We start from the raw sequence: 17,242 nt of genomic DNA on the forward strand, positions 1-17,242 counted from the left end.
TATCATTTATTATATCATATTGTCAATATTGATAATATGATATAATTCGGATAAGATATATAATGCAAAAACAATGTAAATATTGACAATATAATAAAATTAAGGTAAGATACCTATGTGCAAAAACAATTCCTCTTTTTTTGCAAAAACACTATAAAGATGAGGTTCTGTTATGGGAAAATACGGTAGGGAAAATTATAGTTTTTATTCAAATCTGCTCGATGAAACCAAAGAAAATTTTAATCTTGACAATGAAGTAAAGCCGAATAAATGCTATATAAGCGTGCCTGAAAATATTATTTTGATGAAGCCTAATCAGGGGGAGATGGCTATTACAGCTTCTTTAGTAAACGGAGAAACTGAAGATAAGTATTCTTTTAATTTTTACGCAGATACTTACGATGTTGTTGAGCTTAATTTTTCTGCAAATGTCGCAAGTATTAAGCCTATTGGTCAAGGTCAAACTACAATCTATGTAACGCACCCTAAAGCAGCTTTTGAGCAGCAAATTATTGTAGAGGTTTCAGAATATACCCAATTCGAATTCGGAATAAAGTATTATAAATTAACCGAAGGAGATACAGGCTATGTTTCAATGAGAGTGCCGGTTACTTCCATTCCCTGCCATGTGGAATACGAATCTTTAAATACCAATCTCTGTACGATTGAAGGAACAAATACCACGGCGCAACTTACAGCTCTTGCTCCAGGGAACACCAAGATTAAGGCAAAGCTTGTTGCAACAAAATCAAATGTTGTTCAGGCAACCGCAGAAATGCTTATTAACATTGAAAAAGCAGCAAAATTGATGGAATGATTGAAATAGAATATGTACATGGTAATACAACAAAAAAATTAAAATTCCTGTAAAGTAATTTTTAATATTTAATAATATGACATCTGATCAAATATTTTAAGATCAGAGGTCATTGATTTAATGTTATTTTTTCTTATATATTTGTTTTGAAGGATTAGCATTTAGACTTCCTTAACCAAGTAAAACAGAAAATTTATATATAAAAATTGTATTATTTGAGTTTTTTTCTATTTTGACATCTAATATAATCGAAGCAGTCTTATCGGTACAAAGAAGCCGGACTTTATCTCCTACACCCTTGTTATGCAATATATAAAACCTTCTATGGTTGGGGTAGTTTATATTGAATTATATCATATTGTCAATATTGACAATATGATATAATTCAAGTAAGATATATATGCAAAAACAATTCTCCTTTTTTGCAAAAACACTATAAAGATGAGGTATTAGTATGGGAAAATACGATAGGGAAAATGATAATTTTTATTCAACTCTTTTGGACGAAATAAAAGAAAACTTTAATCTTGACAATGAAGGGGCTGAGACTGCCTTGCTTTTAATAAAGGAAAGAGCCTTATCTCTTGAACTGTCTTTACCTGAATATATGAGAACCTACCATCCTAACGGTTTTTCCGAGAAGGATAATTCTTTAAATGATGAGTATAAGGGGTATATCAGATTTATAGGGGAAGAGGCTTCTTCTATCATTAAAACAGGCAAAAATGCAGACTTTTCTACCTTTACACATGAAGTAGCCCACGGATTTAGGCGGCAGTTATCGGGAGAATTAAAAGAAATAGCAGAAAGGGCTTTTAAAGTAGAAAACGGTAATTGGTCTGAAATTCAAGAAGAATCCTTTGCCGTAGGCTTTGAAGAATATATAAGGCTTCGTTTAACCGAAAATGAAGAACTTGAAAAGGTTTTTGAAAAAGGAAGCCTTTATATGCAGAGAGTCTATAACGGCCTTGACCGTATAATAGAGCTTAATCCTGAAATCATTAAAGTATATGATCAAATGTTCACACACGGCCGATTCCAGTTTAATCAAGAGGAATTTGATAAAACTATTGATAAGATTGCAAATTTTAAAGATGAAACATCAAAATTTTCCTCTTCTCATGTATACCTTGGAATGACTCCGCCGATCTATCAGGAATTGGGTTTTGAGCGGCTGCCTGTGATGGCTACTGCATTTCACTTAAAAACGGCTATGATGAAAAGAGGGAATGATCCAAATATAAACTATCACGGTATTCCAGCTGAAATGATTAAACAAATACCCGAAGCCATCAAAAAACCTTTGATAATTATGCAATCTCAAAAAGAAAGTAAGAAAGAAGATATAATTGCAGTCATCGAATTAAAAGATAGAAAAGGCAGGCAAATCATTGTTCCTTTTTCTCCCAACAAAAAAGGTAACTTTAATGATATTGAAATAGATATAAATCTCGCGAAAAGTATCTACGGTAGAAATAATTTTAATAAGTTTGTACAAAATGCTTTTAAAGAAAATAGAATTTTATACTTAAACAAAAAAAGCCAAGATATTGTCCCCCCGCAGGTACAATACCCACGCAATTACAAATCTCAGCTTCTATATAATAATATAGCAGAATATCATAAAGCTGTCAAGGAAAAAAATCCCGATTTTAACATTTTATATCAAAAACAAGCTTATTATTCAGGCGGACAATTTGAATTTGACTTTTTAAATGATCCTGAAAAAAAGAAAGAACAGAAAGCGCAAGAAAAGCCTATTCAAGCTCAAAATAATGATAAGCTTTCTGTAAATACGGAGAATAAGCAAAACACCGGTATTCTTGTACAAACCGATAAAATAAAAATTTTAAACAATACCGAAATGGAACGGGTTCAAATCTTTTTTCCGGGTGCACCGAATGAAGAAATTAGGAACGATTTAAAATCACACGGTTGGAGGTGGTCGCCTCGTAATTTTTGCTGGCAGAGGCTTAATACCGAAAATGGTTTAAACGATGCAATGCGTGTCTTTGATAAATGGTATAAAGAAAAACCTTTACAAGAAGAATATGATACTTTGGTTAAACAGGTAGAAAAACAACATGAAGAGCTTATTAAGGATGCCGATTATTGGTTTCCGATCAATACAGATGATTACTTAAAAGAAGAAAACGAATGGAAGACTGTGTTTAAAAATACACCCCTTCAAATTGACCATTTACCATATAACACCTCCCGCACTCCCGAAGAATTCCTTAATGAAATTGCAAAATCCGGAAAATATACAGAGGAACAAATACAAAAAACAGAAGAGATTATCAAAGGGAATTCTATAACAGTAAGAATACTTGAACATAGAATTAAAGCCTCTCAAAATTTAAAAGAAAAACTTCCTAAATGGATTGAGGCTGCACAAAAAAGTATTCAAACAGGACAGCTATGGGAACATTACGGTGATGAGATAAAAAAAGTAAGAGATACTATAAATAATGAAAATATTAAAAATTTACAAGATCGTATTATATTAAACAAAATACGAATCATCAAAATGGATGATGTTATTTCTACTTTTGAAAATCAATTAAAAGAATATAATAAAATTATAGCAGAAAAAAACAATCAAAATGAAAAAGATTATAATGAAACTGAACAAAATAAGGAGAAGCAAAATGGAAAAAATAATCAGGGAGTACAAGACAGAGAAGGGAACCGTAATACGGGAAACGGAGGAGAACGGAATAAGGACGAGGGAAGAAATACCGGCTTGGATGATAGCGGACTTAAGCAGGGAAGAACAGAAGCTATTGGAAGAAGCGGCAATGAGTCTTCAAGAGGCGAAATTCCCGAAAGTTTGCAAGATGGGCAAACAGAACGCAGTCAAGTGGGCAATAGCCATGAACCGCAAAATGGGCAGGGAAATAACGAAACAGAATATCAAGTTCAGCCTAATCAACCTCGAAATGGACTTATAGATGATGATAAAAAAACTTTAAAAGAAGTAAAATCAATCCGTGAAATTTGCCTTAATCTTCTTAATTCTAAAGAGGATCATGAGTTTACACAGGAAGATAAAAAGCTCCTATCACAATATGAAGGCGGAGGAGGAACAGGAGAAGAAAATAGAAGTACATCAGGAGTGCTTTATGAGTTTTACACTCCCAATTCTGTCGTAAATAAGGTATGGGAACTTGTAGATAGTTATGCTCCAAATGCAAAAACAGTATTGGAACCATCCGGAGGCACCGGCCGCTTTATTCACGGAAGAGATAAAAATGAATGTACCTTAATCGAGCTTGATAAAACCTCATCACGTATTGCTTCTATATTGCATCCTAATGCAGAAGTTAAAAATCAAGCCTTTCAGGAGCTCTTTTTTAAAGACGGAGTTATCCATAAAGAAAATTATGAAGGTAAAAAATACGATCTTGTTATTGGTAATCCTCCTTACGGAGACTATACTGGTGTTTATAAGGGAAAAGGTGAAGGAAAAAAACACTCAAGATATGAGCAGTATTTTATAGAAAGAGGTCTTGATACCTTAAAAGAAAACGGTGTTTTAGCCTTTGTTCTTCCATCTTCTTTTTTAAGTAACGGAGAAAACGAAGGAAAGCGTCTTATCGCTTCAAAAGGCGAATTGATAGATGCTTGGAGGCTTCCTTCAGGAGTTTTTAATACTACGGATGTAGGTACCGATATTGTAATCATCAAAAAGGGACAGGGGAATATAAAGGACTTTTGCAGCGATACCTTCTTTTCCTTAAATCCTGATCATGTTTTAGGAGAAGAAAAGGAAGTATCGGACCGATTCGGAAAACCGGAAAAAAGGATAATTCCCTTTAACGAATATTCTACACAAGAAGCTCTTAATCTTATTGTACCTAAAAACATTTCTTTTACCGCAATAGAAAATATTAATGTTTCTAAAGCTAAAGAAAAAAACGAAAATCCAATAAAAAAAGAAAAGAATAATGAAGTTGAAGAAGTTGAAGAAGTTGAAAATAATGTATCTCAATCTTCCTTACTATCTGCCGATGAATTTGGTTTAAAATATGGAAAAGAAATAGATAAAAGAGAACTGCCTATCTGGAAACTTACCGATTATGAAGGAAAAATCAATGAATCGGCAATGACTAAAGAAGATATTGATTTTATCCGTAAAAATCCCAATTATGTAAAGATAGACTCATCTTCGTGGATGCATATAGTAAACTATACAAAAGGTAATATTTATGAGAAGCTGGATGAACTTGAAAAGGAAGCCCATAAGATAGATTTTCAAGTTTATTTAAAACGGAAGAAAATTCTTCAAAATGCAATTCCTGAAAAAATATCTTATGAAAAAATAAATATTCCTGTTCATTCTTCGATTGCTCAAGAGTTTATAGTCGAACGAAATCCTGATGGTACTTATGTAAACTTACAGGAAGGTTTTATTAAGTGGGCAACAGGAGAAAAAGAGCAGGCGCAAGCTCAAGCAAATAATCTTAAAAATTATACAACTACTTATTATATCGATTATGAATACTCTCCATTAAATAAAAATGATATGCCTGAAAATATAGGCTGGTATGATATTATAAGTTTTATTAACAAGGAGCCTGTAAGGGCTAGGGCCGCGGATGGGATAGAAGAAAAAAAAGCGGCTCAAATAGAAGCTCAAAAAAAGAGAAACACACGCCGTGATACGGCAGAACGCCTTTTTAACAGATATATTCAAGAAGGTGTACCTCCACATTTAAAAGATGAGCTTTGCGATATGTGGAATAGAAGGTTTAACGGGTATGTTAATCCGGATTATACTAAATTCCCTTTATTTGTTGAAGGTATGAATCGGTTTAAAAATGGTGAAGAATTTACTCTTTACGATCAGCAAATAAAAGGCGTTTCTTTTTTATCAAATAAAGGTAACGGTCTTTTGGCATATGATGTCGGAGTCGGAAAAACCGCTTGCGGTATAGTCTTTAATGCAAATCAAATACAGTCAGAAAGAGCAAAAAGGCCTTTAATATGTGTGCCTAAGTCGGTTTATTCAAAATGGGTAAAAGATATAAAAGAGTTGTTTCCGAATATAAAGGTAAACGAGCTAGGAAATTTCAGTAAAGATGTTTTAAAACCTTTTGCTGCCGATGATCATGGTCTTAATATCCCCGAAAAAAGTATTTCTGTTTGTACAATTGAAGCCTTGCAAAAAATTACTTTTATGCAAGAAACTATTGATAATGAAATAGCAGCAGACTTACTTGATGCCCGTTTAAACTTAACCGGAAACGCTCGAACCGACGCTCAAGACAAAGAAAGGGTATATGAAATATTGGGAGGGGCAACACAGGCAAAGGATGATGATTATGTCTTTTGGGAAAAAACCGGTTTTGATTCTATAACTGTGGATGAAGCTCATCGATTTAAGAATTTATTTACAGTTCCTAGAGCAGTTAAAGAAGATGAAAAGCAGACAGCAAATGAATTTGAAGGAATAGGTAGCGGTGTTCCTTCTAAAAGAGCGCAAAAGTTATTTGCAATCACTCAGCTCATTCAAAAAGAAAATGATGGAAGAAATGTATGTCTTCTTACAGCAACTCCCTTTACTAATTCACCTACGGAAGTTTATTCAATGCTTTCATATGTTGCCCGTCAAAAATTAAAAGATATGCATATTTATAATTTAAGTGCTTTTTTAACCGAATTTGCAGAAACTAAAACCGAATGGGTTGTAAAGCCTAAAGGAGATATTCAACCTAAACAGGTTATGAAAAACTTTAAGAATTTAAAGAGTTTGCAAAATCTTTTAACCGAGTATATAGATAAAGTAGATGCTGAAGAAGCTGGAGTTATAAGACCTAAAAAGATACCTCATGTTGTAGAGCTTAAGATGAATGATATTCAAAAGAAAATTATAGAGGCTGAAACGCAAAGAATCCAAAATGCTTCTAAAGATGATCCCGGAGCCGTTCTTGTTGCAATGAATAATATGCGTATGGCTCTTTTATCGCCGGCTTTGGTTAATCCGGTATATGATTTTGAGCTTCCTCCTCCTTCAAAAATTGTTGAAAGCTCTCCTAAACTTACCTTTGTATGTGATTCTATAATTGCTTCTTATAAAAAAGAACCTCAAGGAGGGCAGGTTATGTATATGCCTAGAGGTGTCACGGAATTTTCTCATGTGAAAAACTATCTCGTTTCTCATGGAATACCAAAAGATGCTATAGCTTTGGTAAGTTCTTCTACAACTAATGCTCAAAAAGATAAAATAACCGAAGATTTTAACGATAAAAATAAAAAGCTTAAAATAATAATCGGCAGTGAAACTATAAGCGAAGGGATTGACTTAAACGGAAATTCCTTTGCTCTTTATAATACTATGTTAGGTTGGAATCCCACGGAAAGTATTCAGGTTGAAGGCCGTATTTGGAGGCAGGGTAACGAACAAGGACATGTTCATATAGTATATCCTGTAATGTATGATTCTATTGATTCTCTTATGCTTCAAAAACATGATGAAAAGTCTTCCCGAATAAAGGATTTATGGAGTTACAAAGGAGATAAACTCAATGTTGAGCATATTCATCCTGAAGAATTAAAGTTTGATCTAATTAAGGATCCTATAAAAAAGGCTGATTTTCTAATCGAACAAAGAGTAAGTAGTTTTAAAAGGGATATATCAATTATAAATATGAAAATAAAATCTATAGATGAGATTATTGAAAAAAGAAAGGAATATAAAGAAGAGGCAGCTTATTATGAAGTGAGAAATGATAAGAAAAAATTAACCTTTTTTAAAAATAGATTAGCTTCTCTAGATAAAAAGTGTAAATCTTTTGGAATTACATCTGAAGCTGAGCAATATACAGTAATTGCAAAGCTAAATAAAGAAAAACAAGAATTGGATGTAAAAATTGATGTTATGAAAAATGAAAAAGACAACTTTATTAAAAAATTCATTGCTGAAGCTGAAAAAAGCCAAAAAACATTGCTGCCTATACCGGAAATAGTAAAGGATAATTGCAATAAAATTCTTAACGATTTATGCCCGATGGAAAAACTAAAAAAGCAATATAAAATAAAAAACAATCAATCCAATAAAGTTAAGAAAGTTCCGAATATAGGTCATTCTGTATTTAGGACAGATAAGGTTAGAACTGAAGCCGTGCCGCTTAAAACATATAAACAAGCTCCTTTTGAATTTATGGTTGCAGAAAAAAAATCTGATTTTTTTGGTGTAAAGTCATCTTCAAACACTAAAAAAGAGACCTTATTCTTAAACACAAAGGCTCCCGGTCATAAAAAAATAGAAAATTCAATAGAAAGGTAAAAAAAATCTGCAAGAAAGAGATTTAAGGAGTTTTCTTGCAGATAATTCAGATAATTTTTTTTATGTGTAGTAACATACTTAGTATAACAATTTATAAAAAATTTGTCAATATCTTATATACAATATTGACAAAAAGAAATAAAGAGCGTATACTAATTATAGTGATTGATAAAAATTCCTTTTATCAAAATATATCGCTTTAAGGAGAAAATTATGAGTGATTTAAATGAAAAAGTAGAAAGCAATTCTACACAAGTATTGGGAAAATCGGATCGTATTCCTGTAGAAAGGATTACAACCGATAAGTTTAAGCAGTTATTGGCTACCGATAACCTTCCTTTCTTACCAAACGAAAATGGATTTTGCAATGTAAAATCTGTTAAGACTACCGCAGGTTATGAGCTTCAAGGGGCAAATCAGCTTATTGCAAAAATGTATTTGCATGAAAGAGGTGTAGATAATGATAATATCTTAACCTTTAGACAAGCTCAAAAGGCAAAAACTTCTATTCGGGCCGGAGAAAAAGGTTTTTACCTTTCTTTCTATGATAAGGAGAAAAATAGTAACACGGTAACCCGTTATTTTGCTGAAAGTCAAACTTCCAATCCTGATGTTCTTCCCTATCAGTCGGTAAAGGCCGAGTCAAAAAAAGAAAAACATGTTCAACTCTCATCTGATGCACAAGATTATATCACTAATTATCTCAAATGTGTCAACGAAAACAGAGCTTTTACCGCCTCTCCCGAAGTTGCTGCTGAGTTTAAAGAAAACTTTGCAAAAGAACTTGAAAAATCTCCTATGCAGATTTTCAAAATGGGCGACAGAGCTGCAAAAGAAATCTTTATCGAAACAGACAAAGGTAAAGAATGGCTTAAAACCGAAAAAGGCCAGCAATGGCTTAATACTGAAAACGGTAAAGACTTCTTAAAAGCAAACCCTGATAAGGACATTAATAAGGGAAAAGAAGTGCAAAAATCGGTAAAACCTATCGAGCGCGCTATTGCAGTTGAAAGGTAAGGTTTATTTTTAAGGATGGACTTCATATTTTAATATGAGTCCATCCTTTTTATTACTTTATAAGGAGTAAGTTATGCCTAGTTTAATGGATGGATCAATTAAAACTGTATGGGAGCCTTATAAATATGGTTCTCCTGAAGATTATTATATTACTCAATTCAACTCTCTTTTACAGGAATGTTCAAGTAAGGATATTCTTCCTTTTTTTGACCATACAAAAAAAGATATTCCTGAAAATATGCTTAACCGAAGTATTATGAAAGATATAAATAAAGTTGCCGCCGAATTGCATTCTGCCTCTACAGGAGCAGGAGGGAATACTTATATATTCGGAAAGGATGCTTTAGAACTTAACTTGAGTCTTGATACAACAAAAAATATAAGACCGTTACTTGTATGCGCTGATGGTAAATATTCAAGTATTCAACCGATTTTGCATGAAATGAAAGTTGCAGAATCGGGTGCAAAAACAAAGTATCAATTCATGTATAATCTTGAACAATTTGATGAGCGAAGTCAAAAAATATTAAAAAAAGTAGCTAAAGAATATAATCAGGAAAAAGAAACAAATAAAATTAAAAATGAAATTCAAAAAGATGCTAAAGAATTTTATAAGGATAATTGTAAAAATCCTGATAATCGAAAGAAAATGACCAATCTTTTACAGCAAAATAGAGAAGAAAATAAAAATTTACTTTCTTCGTTTGAAGCTGTCATGATTCATAATTTGGCTCAAAAACATGGCGGGTTTGAACTAATAGGCGATAAATATATTAAGCCGGAAAATGAAATAGTCGCTAAAATGAAAATGCGTGAAGAAATTGACTCCAGTCTTAAGGCTATCGCCGATAATAAATTGAAACCGGATGCCTTAATGCGTTCTGTATTTAAAGGTCAGGAGACAGCTAACTTAATAATGAGTAAAGATGTTTCTTATGACCGTAGCCATGAAAAACACGAAACCATTAAGGCTAAAACTAATACTCATAAACTGGAGTATGGATATGGAAGATAAAAAACCTCGTTTCCAACATGTTTTTTCGGCAAAAATAAGAGAACCGCCTCCTTCGGTTGAAGAAGTTATAGGAGTAAAACTTGTCAATAATGATAATTGTTTTGATTCAGAATCTATAAAAAAATTAGGAGATGTTTTATCTATCTATCGTAATAAAAAAGAAGAGACATTTAGATACTTATTTTTAGATAAAGATTATAAAATAGTCGAACATATAGGAATTTGTTCCCATAGTCTAAATAGCTGTAAAGCTGCTCTTCAGCCAAATAAAAACTTTAAAAGGTTTCCATCAGAAGACCCTTTTTTAGATTTAATTTGTGAACATGTTAAAAAAAATGATTTGAAGATTATTTTAGCACATAATCATCCTTCCGGCAATGTCCAAGAAAGTTCAGAAGATATTTTTCTTACTTCAAAAATCGAGTTAAAAATAAATCAGCTTGGTGGTAAAAATAAGTTTTTAGGTCATATTATTTTAGATCATGGGAAATTTAATTTTTATACACCAAATAAAGGGTGGAATAATGAATATATTATTTTAACCAATAATATGAATATTAATGATAAAGATCCTTTAATAAAGAAAAATATAAAACCTTATTTTAATTATACTTTTAGTTCTCCGTATGAAATTACAATATTACATGATATTGCAAAAAAATTAGATGCCAAAGAAAATTGGAATTTTAAATCTTTTACTCCTTTTTTTTGTGTAAATAATGATAATAAACCTATTGCAGTAAAATTTATTGATAATGAAACAATATTTAATGCTTCACAAGATAAGAAAGCTTTTTTTGATCTAAGAAATTCTCTTACACAAACTGCAAAAAACTTTGGTATTAAAGGATTTATTCCTGTGGTGGTAAATGAAAAGACAACTATACCTATTGATAAAATTGCAAGAAAAGACATTTTTATGGATGTTGTAATTTTAAAAGATAATAATCCTGTTGCATGGAGTATTTCTGCTCAAAATACTGAAACTCATTATCCTCATTTTTTCTCTTTTCCGAGTATTGCAGATGTCGGTTTTGAACAATCTAAAAACTTTAAAAAAACTAATGCTTCTAAAGAAATAAAAAAGAATTTTTTCTATGTTGAAAGATAATTTTTTACATTTTAAAATTAACCACAAGCTACACAAGCTCCACAATCAGTACGGAGTTTTAGGCTCCTCCCTTTCATGTGGATTTGTGCATTTGTGGATAATTTTTTAAAAATATTTACACATCCTCGCTTCGGATTAGAACTCCGTCTTTCCAGAACTCTCGATGTTTAAATCCGTTACTTACTCTTGCAGGACGATTTTCATCGTCTCTTGTAATAACTCCATCGGTTCTGTACTCTATAAAGCCGGGACCTTCTACTGCGGGGTCAGGACTTTCATCTTCAAGGATAAAATTTGTAATCTTACCATCATAGAATCGAATTACATGGTTTTCTATTATCCTTACTCCATATATCAATTTACCGTCTTCGGTAAACTCATCCTTTATAATAGGATTTTTTAACATTTCAATATTAAAATCTTTTAATTCCATTCTCTTTATCTCCTTATGTTGTTATTTTATCATTAAAACGATATAAATTACAAGGTATTTATTTTAACTTTTCGCAAGAAATAAATACTCCATTTTGCCAATGTTCACGAATATTAAGATCGCCGCTTACTACGGCAGGATTTCCATGAAGACGCCCGTGTACCCAATATTCTAACTGTCCATCGTCACATTCAATTGTTCCATGCAAATAACCTTTATTATCAAACTGTAAAATACTTCCGTCTTTTAAAACTACATCATCAGTTAATATAAGGTTATGTTCATCCGTAAGTTGTGTGTTTTGTAAATGCAAAAATCTTGATATGGTATTCATTATTTTCCTCCATTACTTATATAAGTAAGATTTATTTCATCGAATTCTTCAATTTCATCCCTAAGAGAAAGACATTTTCTGTTTACTATGTTTAAAGTATTCTTCAAAAATGCTTCCGTTTCAGGTAAAAAATTAATTTCCTTATTGTTTAAATCGCAGGCTATCTGTCTTGCTGTTTCAGGGGTTATTTTTAATTTTATATCCATCTTTCTTACACTCCCTTTATAAGATGTGATAATAAAATAAATGCCAGTAAGCATCCTAATGCCGATTCAATGATTCTAATTAAAAAAATCAATAAAAGATTTGAAAGTTTTTTAAAAAACTTATCTGTCGATTTTATAATATTCATCATGTCATACTTCATTTTTCTCTCTCCTTATTTTATCAACTGTGTTACATGTCCGCGTAAAAGTCGACGATCATTTTTTTCAGCTCTGCAGACACCGGCACTTTTTTGTGTGATAGCTTTACATAAGCTATCTTTTTGCCTAGGTCTTTCATCTTCATTTTTCATTTATTCACTCCTTAAATTTGGTCTATAGCTATCCCAGTCAAATTCAAAACTTTGACCGGCACATTGCCACCTGTTTATTATTGATCCGTCAAACGTCTCCTTAAGCCAGCTCCATGTAAAATTCCCTGCCAACGCTAAGGGTTTATGACGCTCATATCTTTCTCTGATAATAAAAGATAGATGTTCTATTCTGTCTTTATCAGGCCCTTTTTCTATTTCATCAATGGCTAAAAAAGGAATTGTACATAGTTCTTTAAATATTTCTTCTTCGGAATATTTAGCTTTTGGAGAATAACTTGACTTTATTCTTAAATTAAGCCATTCGTAAGTTGTATACTTACCGCCTAATTCTTTTACCAAGGCACTTAAAAGCTTCGATTTTCCCGTGCCGCTGTTGCCGTAAAATACCAAGCATTTTCTTCCCGGTTTTTTTGCAAATCCTTTAATAGCTTCAAGATGAGCTTTTGCTTTATTTGTAGGAGGAAAAAAGTTATCAAGAGTAGCTTCATAGTGTTCTTCGTATAACCCCATTACTTCTAACTTTCTCATCTTTTCGATAGCAGCTGTCCGACTGGCTTCATTTATCCTTTCACAATAAGGACAAACGGCTTTATCATCAGCTTCTCCCTTAAAAACATCAACTTCTACATTCCCATGACTAGGACAATAAATAATTTTTTTTACCGTCATTTTACTCATAATTTTTTTAGCTAACATTTCTCCTGTCATTTACCCCTCCTAAAACGGTATTGTTTCAAAGCTTTTTACCCAGCTGTTATTATAATCTTTAGTTTTTTTAGACCTTTCTTTTTCCGAAATAAAATCTTCAAGATTAAAATTTTCAGGTAAAAACTTTGATATTATTTTATTTTGGCAGAATCTGTCAAAAGGTAAGACGGCCTTCCACCAAGTCGCTCCTTCACGCTTTAAAGCCAGAACTTTTGCATAGTTTTCACAAGAACTTAATAGAGTTTCTAAACTCACATAAATTTTTTGATCATAAAGCATTGTAATACCTGTAATAAAATCCGATTCTAAAAAGTCTTTAAACTTTGTATTCGGTTTGATATTGCAAGACAAAAAGACTTCATGAATTTTTTTTGTAATAATTAAAAACTCCTTCTCTCTCTCATTTTTTCCTGAAATTAATTCTTGAACTGTAAATTCAAGTTTTTCGGGTAGAGAGAGTAGTTTATGTATGTAATTTATGATGTAGTTTATGTTACTAATAGAAAGTGGGTTTTGACCACTTTCTTGGAAAGTGGGAATTTCCCACTTTGGAAAGTGGGTTTTCCCCACTTTCGGAATTTCCGACTTTCTGAAATTACCACTTTTGCCATTGGTTTTTTCTTCTATTTCGTCCTGATTATAAGAAGTATCATCAGAAGGTTCTTTATCAGATTTAGGCTTTTCTTCATTATCAGAAGGTGTATCAATCTCTTTATCTTCGGGTTTGTCATCTCCTTCTTTTTCGCAAGTCTCAAGCAAGAACTCTATTAAAGTTTCCTGATTGACTTTATAATGCAATATTGGCGTATTTCCTATTTTTTTTACCATAGTAGTAATCAAATTAAGTTCTTCAAGCTTCTTTTTAATGGCCATAGCCTTATCTTTTTTTATAAAAAGTTCTTCTTCCCATTCCTGATAGGTTTTATAAATCCATCCATCAGGATTAGCTCCTTTCCCTGTCCAATATATGAGTTGACCTAAAAAAAGAGCGGCACAATGGTCTCCTTTTAGCTTTTTAACAAGAAGAGTCGGTACGGTAAGGAGATTGTTTTGTCCGAAGGTGTTTTTTAATAGATTAAAAATAGCTTGCTGTTTCATTTATTCATTCCTCACTTTATGAAGCAAAGAGACCCAGCCTCTTTTTATACAGAGGGGCGTATTCTTCATTTATGTCTATTCCTATCCAGTTCCTGTTAAATAAAGCCGCTACTTCTGCCACAGTACCTGAACCAAAAAACGGATCAAGGATTATATATCCTTCATGGCTTCCAGCTAAAATACAAGGTTGTATCAAAGCCGGAGGGAAAGCCGCAAAATGAGCTTCTGTATATGGTCTAGTGTTGACAGTCCATACATCTCTTTTATTGCGTTTTGTTATATCATAACTGCTGTCCTTTCGATTAAGTCTTTTTTGAGGATGAGAGGATTTTATAGCATCCCTTTTATCATCACGTCTCATATTATATTTAGGATTCATAGCGTTTAATTTACTGTCGTACTCATATATTCTGTTCCGTACAATTCCATGCGGCCGATTTTCAAAAGTACTAGCTTCTTCTTTAATGGCTTCATTATCAAAATAATAGTTTTTGTTTTTTGATAAAAGAAAAATATACTCATGACTTTTTGTGCATCTGTCTTTTACTGCTTCCGGCATGACATTAGGTTTATTCCAAATAATATCCTGTCTTAAATACCGGCCGTCATCCTGCAGAGCAAAGGCAACTCTCCAAGGGACTCCTATCAAATCTTTAGGTTTGAGTTTCCCGGAAAGAGGTGTTTTTTTAATTAGGCCTTGTCGTCTTCCTTTATGGTGTGCATCTTCATATTCTTCTTTAAGTCCATAGTCTATGCCTTTTGCGTTCCTATTCTTGCCGCTTCCTGCATAACTATCTCCGAGATTAAGCCATAAGGTACCGTCATCTTTTAATATCCGCTTTACTTCACGGAATACATTGACTAAGGAATTAACATAATCCTCTACTGAGTCCTCTAATCCTATTTGACCTTCTACTCCATAATCCCGTAAGTTAAAATAAGGAGGGCTTGTAACTACGCATTGAACGAGCTTATCAGGAAGAGAGGGAAGTATATTTCTACAATCGCCTATTAAAAGATTGTTAATCATAATTCATTCCTTTATTATCCTTTTCAGGAATAGGTTTAAACTCTACATGTTCAGCAATTATTTTTACCTTGCTGCATTTTTTACCCTCTAAATCAGTCCATCTATCTTGTTTAAGTCTACCTACAACACGCACACATCTACCCTTGGCTCCGTTTTCATCACATAACTTTGCAAGATGTGCCCATGTTTCTACATCAAAATAGGATGTTTCTTGCATAAACTCATCACCTTTTTTGTAACTCCTATTTGCAGCTATGGAAAAATTACATGTAGCCGTTCCATTTGATGTAATTTTAAAAACAGGTTCCCTAACCATGTTTCCTTCAATGATTACCGAATTTAATGTTTTCATTTTTCTCTCCTTAATTTTATTCTGTCATTTCTTCAAGTTTTGCCTTAAAACGTTTAACTGTTTCATGGCAAGTAGAGTCTGCTTCAATTAGATACTCTTTGATCGAATATGCAAGACTTACTGCTTTATCTGTTTCTCCTGCTATCAGAAAGTCACAGAGATTTTCAAACTCGTCTATAAGGCTTACTCTTGCGGCCCTATACCATGTTGCCTGTTCGGTAGGACTATCAGCATTTAATATTGTTTCTCCTACAATATATTCTGTACTGTCTCCTCCGACTCCAATGTACATTTTGTTTTTTAATTCTTTTAATGTTTTTTCATTAAAAACTACCGGAAATGTTTGTTTCATTTTGTTCACTCCTTATCTTTTATATTTATTGAATTTCTCCTTCGATAAGTTTATCAAAACTATTAAAACGGAATATCCATAGGATCGCCCGTTTTACCGTCAAAGAATTCTTTGACTTGGGTTTTTGCTTTAACAGTTCACACGGGAACGGTTCTATTTCTGCAAAACCTACAGGCTTAAAGCCTAACGGCTTCCATGCAACTGTTGCAGCTTCTATACCGCTGCATACAGATAAGTAGGTCATTACAATTCCCCGCAAGGGCTACCGTCGTCGGCAAAGACATATCTGTTATAAAGATCTTCCGTATTTAATCCGCCAGTCAGTCCACTAATGTAAGTGCGAATTGATTTTTCATCATACGCAACTATAAAAAAAGCAAGAGAGCTTTTTCTACATTTTATCCACCCGCCGTGTTTTTTAATTGCTTCCGTCGCTTTTTCACGCTTTCAAACGGCTTGTACTTCGGTTCGTTGGGCGATTCGATGAGATAGGCGTAACAATACGCATAATTATTACCTACGAACAAGTTATCAGCACCGGTGTTATGTAGTCTGTAAAATGTTTCAACACAATCAGCGTCTTCTTCTACTTTTCTTCGCAAGCCTTTTACCGTATCTGCAAAAATGCACTTACTCCCAATCTTCAACTCATCGGCATTTACCGCCGTATATACTCTTGACTTATCAAATTCCATAAACTATATCTCCTTTTATTTATCCCAATCAGGATGTCTTTTAATCCATAGTTTGATATTCACTTCTTTTGTACAAGCAAGCTCGCAATTAGAAACTTCATAATCTTTTAATACTTCCCTTACAAACTTTTCTGCTGCCTTTTTCATTCTTTCTGTGGGTTCTGTAGCAACGTCATCGAAATAATTAAAATTACAATCCAAAGATTGTAGAAAATCATCTAAAATACAAGTTGCCTCACCTTTTACATCAGGCTCCATTTTTGCAAAACCTGTTAATGTTAAGACTTTCGGTATTTCTCTTTCTTCTTTTTGGATTTTTTTTAAAATTCCCTCAACTGCTTCATTTACGCTTGTATAATATAAACGCTCACTGTCGGCTAAATCCCAATAATCAATCTTTTTCATTTTTCATCTTCTCCTTTTGTTCAAAATCAAGTAATAATTTTTCATC

The 17,242-nt window shown here is 32.8% G+C and carries 18 protein-coding genes; 5 read left to right on the forward strand and 13 right to left on the reverse strand.

The genetic code is table 11. The annotated features are described in order from the left end of the window. Positions 1-172: 172 nt before the first annotated feature. The 5 genes from E4O04_RS09740 (at position 173) to E4O04_RS09760 (ending at position 11,251) form a co-directional block, all read left to right on the forward strand. The gene (locus E4O04_RS09740) at positions 173-817 is read left to right on the forward strand and encodes a hypothetical protein (protein ID WP_253707653.1); all 645 of its coding nucleotides are present in this window, start codon (positions 173-175) and stop codon (positions 815-817) included. A 454-nt stretch (positions 818-1,271) separates the two neighbouring features. Continuing rightward, positions 1,272-8,108 carry a MuF-C-terminal domain-containing protein gene (locus E4O04_RS09745; RefSeq protein WP_253707655.1) on the forward strand — a complete coding sequence of 2,279 codons (6,837 nt, stop codon included), beginning with the start codon at positions 1,272-1,274 and terminating at the stop codon, positions 8,106-8,108. A 213-nt stretch (positions 8,109-8,321) separates the two neighbouring features. Beyond that, positions 8,322-9,125, forward strand: a complete 804-nt coding sequence (locus E4O04_RS09750; RefSeq protein WP_253707657.1) for an ArdC-like ssDNA-binding domain-containing protein — start codon at positions 8,322-8,324, stop codon at positions 9,123-9,125. Positions 9,126-9,198: 73 nt separating this feature from the next. Then, a complete protein-coding gene (locus tag E4O04_RS09755; protein ID WP_253707659.1) occupies positions 9,199-10,140 on the forward strand; it encodes a hypothetical protein in 942 nt (313 codons plus the stop codon). Further along, complete coding sequence (locus E4O04_RS09760; protein WP_253707661.1) at positions 10,130-11,251, forward strand: JAB domain-containing protein; 1,122 nt, start codon at positions 10,130-10,132, stop codon at positions 11,249-11,251. Before E4O04_RS09755 ends, E4O04_RS09760 begins: the two co-directional genes overlap by 11 nt. Positions 11,252-11,366: 115 nt before the next feature. On the opposite strand, the gene E4O04_RS09765 is transcribed toward E4O04_RS09760, so the two are convergent. The 13 genes from E4O04_RS09765 to E4O04_RS09825 all read right to left on the reverse strand — a co-directional run bounded on the left by E4O04_RS09765 (position 11,367) and on the right by E4O04_RS09825 (position 17,196). Continuing rightward, positions 11,367-11,684: a hypothetical protein gene (locus E4O04_RS09765; protein ID WP_002686806.1), complete on the reverse strand. Its 318-nt coding sequence runs from the start codon at positions 11,682-11,684 to the stop codon at positions 11,367-11,369. A gap of 58 nt (positions 11,685-11,742) precedes the next feature. Further along, positions 11,743-12,018: a hypothetical protein gene (locus E4O04_RS09770; RefSeq protein WP_253704242.1), complete on the reverse strand. Its 276-nt coding sequence runs from the start codon at positions 12,016-12,018 to the stop codon at positions 11,743-11,745. Continuing rightward, positions 12,018-12,224, reverse strand: coding sequence for a hypothetical protein (locus E4O04_RS09775; protein WP_253707663.1), 207 nt, complete (start codon positions 12,222-12,224; stop codon positions 12,018-12,020). The genes E4O04_RS09770 and E4O04_RS09775 overlap by 1 nt, the downstream gene beginning before the upstream one ends. Positions 12,225-12,229: 5 nt before the next feature. Then, entirely contained in the window at positions 12,230-12,385 is a 156-nt protein-coding gene (locus E4O04_RS09780) for a hypothetical protein (RefSeq protein ID WP_010691766.1), read from the reverse strand. Positions 12,386-12,397: 12 nt separating this feature from the next. After that, on the reverse strand, positions 12,398-12,535 hold the full coding sequence (locus E4O04_RS09785) for a hypothetical protein (RefSeq protein WP_253707665.1): 138 nt from the start codon (positions 12,533-12,535) through the stop codon (positions 12,398-12,400). Next, on the reverse strand, positions 12,536-13,264 hold the full coding sequence (locus E4O04_RS09790; protein ID WP_253707667.1) for an AAA family ATPase: 729 nt from the start codon (positions 13,262-13,264) through the stop codon (positions 12,536-12,538). Between the two features lie 9 nt (positions 13,265-13,273). Continuing rightward, positions 13,274-14,362, reverse strand: a complete 1,089-nt coding sequence (locus tag E4O04_RS09795) for a hypothetical protein (RefSeq protein WP_253707669.1) — start codon at positions 14,360-14,362, stop codon at positions 13,274-13,276. A 16-nt stretch (positions 14,363-14,378) separates the two neighbouring features. Further along, positions 14,379-15,392, reverse strand: coding sequence for a DNA-methyltransferase (locus E4O04_RS09800; protein ID WP_253707671.1), 1,014 nt, complete (start codon positions 15,390-15,392; stop codon positions 14,379-14,381). Then, a complete protein-coding gene (locus E4O04_RS09805) occupies positions 15,385-15,744 on the reverse strand; it encodes a single-stranded DNA-binding protein (protein WP_253707672.1) in 360 nt (119 codons plus the stop codon). Before E4O04_RS09805 ends, E4O04_RS09800 begins: the two co-directional genes overlap by 8 nt. Before the next feature lie 16 nt (positions 15,745-15,760). Beyond that, entirely contained in the window at positions 15,761-16,096 is a 336-nt protein-coding gene (locus tag E4O04_RS09810; RefSeq protein WP_253707674.1) for a hypothetical protein, read from the reverse strand. A 25-nt stretch (positions 16,097-16,121) separates the two neighbouring features. Beyond that, a complete protein-coding gene (locus E4O04_RS09815) occupies positions 16,122-16,340 on the reverse strand; it encodes a hypothetical protein (protein ID WP_253707676.1) in 219 nt (72 codons plus the stop codon). 154 nt (positions 16,341-16,494) lie between these two features. Next, on the reverse strand, positions 16,495-16,791 hold the full coding sequence (locus tag E4O04_RS09820; RefSeq protein ID WP_253707677.1) for a hypothetical protein: 297 nt from the start codon (positions 16,789-16,791) through the stop codon (positions 16,495-16,497). Positions 16,792-16,806: 15 nt separating this feature from the next. Continuing rightward, the gene (locus E4O04_RS09825) at positions 16,807-17,196 is read right to left on the reverse strand and encodes a hypothetical protein (protein WP_253707679.1); all 390 of its coding nucleotides are present in this window, start codon (positions 17,194-17,196) and stop codon (positions 16,807-16,809) included. Positions 17,197-17,242: the final 46 nt, after the last annotated feature.

This window comes from Treponema sp. OMZ 799, assembly GCF_024181365.1.
GTDB lineage: Bacteria > Spirochaetota > Spirochaetia > Treponematales > Treponemataceae > Treponema_B.

Coding starts and splice junctions, on each gene's coding strand:
- E4O04_RS09800 (WP_253707671.1), bottom strand. CDS start 15,392: ATGATTAACAATCTTTTAATAGGCGATTGTAGAAATATACTTCCCTCT.
- E4O04_RS09770 (WP_253704242.1), bottom strand. CDS start 12,018: ATGAATACCATATCAAGATTTTTGCATTTACAAAACACACAACTTACG.
- E4O04_RS09750 (WP_253707657.1), top strand. CDS start 8,322: ATGAGTGATTTAAATGAAAAAGTAGAAAGCAATTCTACACAAGTATTG.
- E4O04_RS09765 (WP_002686806.1), bottom strand. CDS start 11,684: ATGGAATTAAAAGATTTTAATATTGAAATGTTAAAAAATCCTATTATA.
- E4O04_RS09810 (WP_253707674.1), bottom strand. CDS start 16,096: ATGAAACAAACATTTCCGGTAGTTTTTAATGAAAAAACATTAAAAGAA.
- E4O04_RS09780 (WP_010691766.1), bottom strand. CDS start 12,385: ATGAAGTATGACATGATGAATATTATAAAATCGACAGATAAGTTTTTT.
- E4O04_RS09755 (WP_253707659.1), top strand. CDS start 9,199: ATGCCTAGTTTAATGGATGGATCAATTAAAACTGTATGGGAGCCTTAT.
- E4O04_RS09790 (WP_253707667.1), bottom strand. CDS start 13,264: ATGACAGGAGAAATGTTAGCTAAAAAAATTATGAGTAAAATGACGGTA.
- E4O04_RS09805 (WP_253707672.1), bottom strand. CDS start 15,744: ATGAAAACATTAAATTCGGTAATCATTGAAGGAAACATGGTTAGGGAA.
- E4O04_RS09820 (WP_253707677.1), bottom strand. CDS start 16,791: ATGGAATTTGATAAGTCAAGAGTATATACGGCGGTAAATGCCGATGAG.
- E4O04_RS09740 (WP_253707653.1), top strand. CDS start 173: ATGGGAAAATACGGTAGGGAAAATTATAGTTTTTATTCAAATCTGCTC.
- E4O04_RS09815 (WP_253707676.1), bottom strand. CDS start 16,340: ATGACCTACTTATCTGTATGCAGCGGTATAGAAGCTGCAACAGTTGCA.
- E4O04_RS09760 (WP_253707661.1), top strand. CDS start 10,130: ATGGAAGATAAAAAACCTCGTTTCCAACATGTTTTTTCGGCAAAAATA.
- E4O04_RS09825 (WP_253707679.1), bottom strand. CDS start 17,196: ATGAAAAAGATTGATTATTGGGATTTAGCCGACAGTGAGCGTTTATAT.
- E4O04_RS09775 (WP_253707663.1), bottom strand. CDS start 12,224: ATGGATATAAAATTAAAAATAACCCCTGAAACAGCAAGACAGATAGCC.
- E4O04_RS09745 (WP_253707655.1), top strand. CDS start 1,272: ATGGGAAAATACGATAGGGAAAATGATAATTTTTATTCAACTCTTTTG.
- E4O04_RS09795 (WP_253707669.1), bottom strand. CDS start 14,362: ATGAAACAGCAAGCTATTTTTAATCTATTAAAAAACACCTTCGGACAA.
- E4O04_RS09785 (WP_253707665.1), bottom strand. CDS start 12,535: ATGAAAAATGAAGATGAAAGACCTAGGCAAAAAGATAGCTTATGTAAA.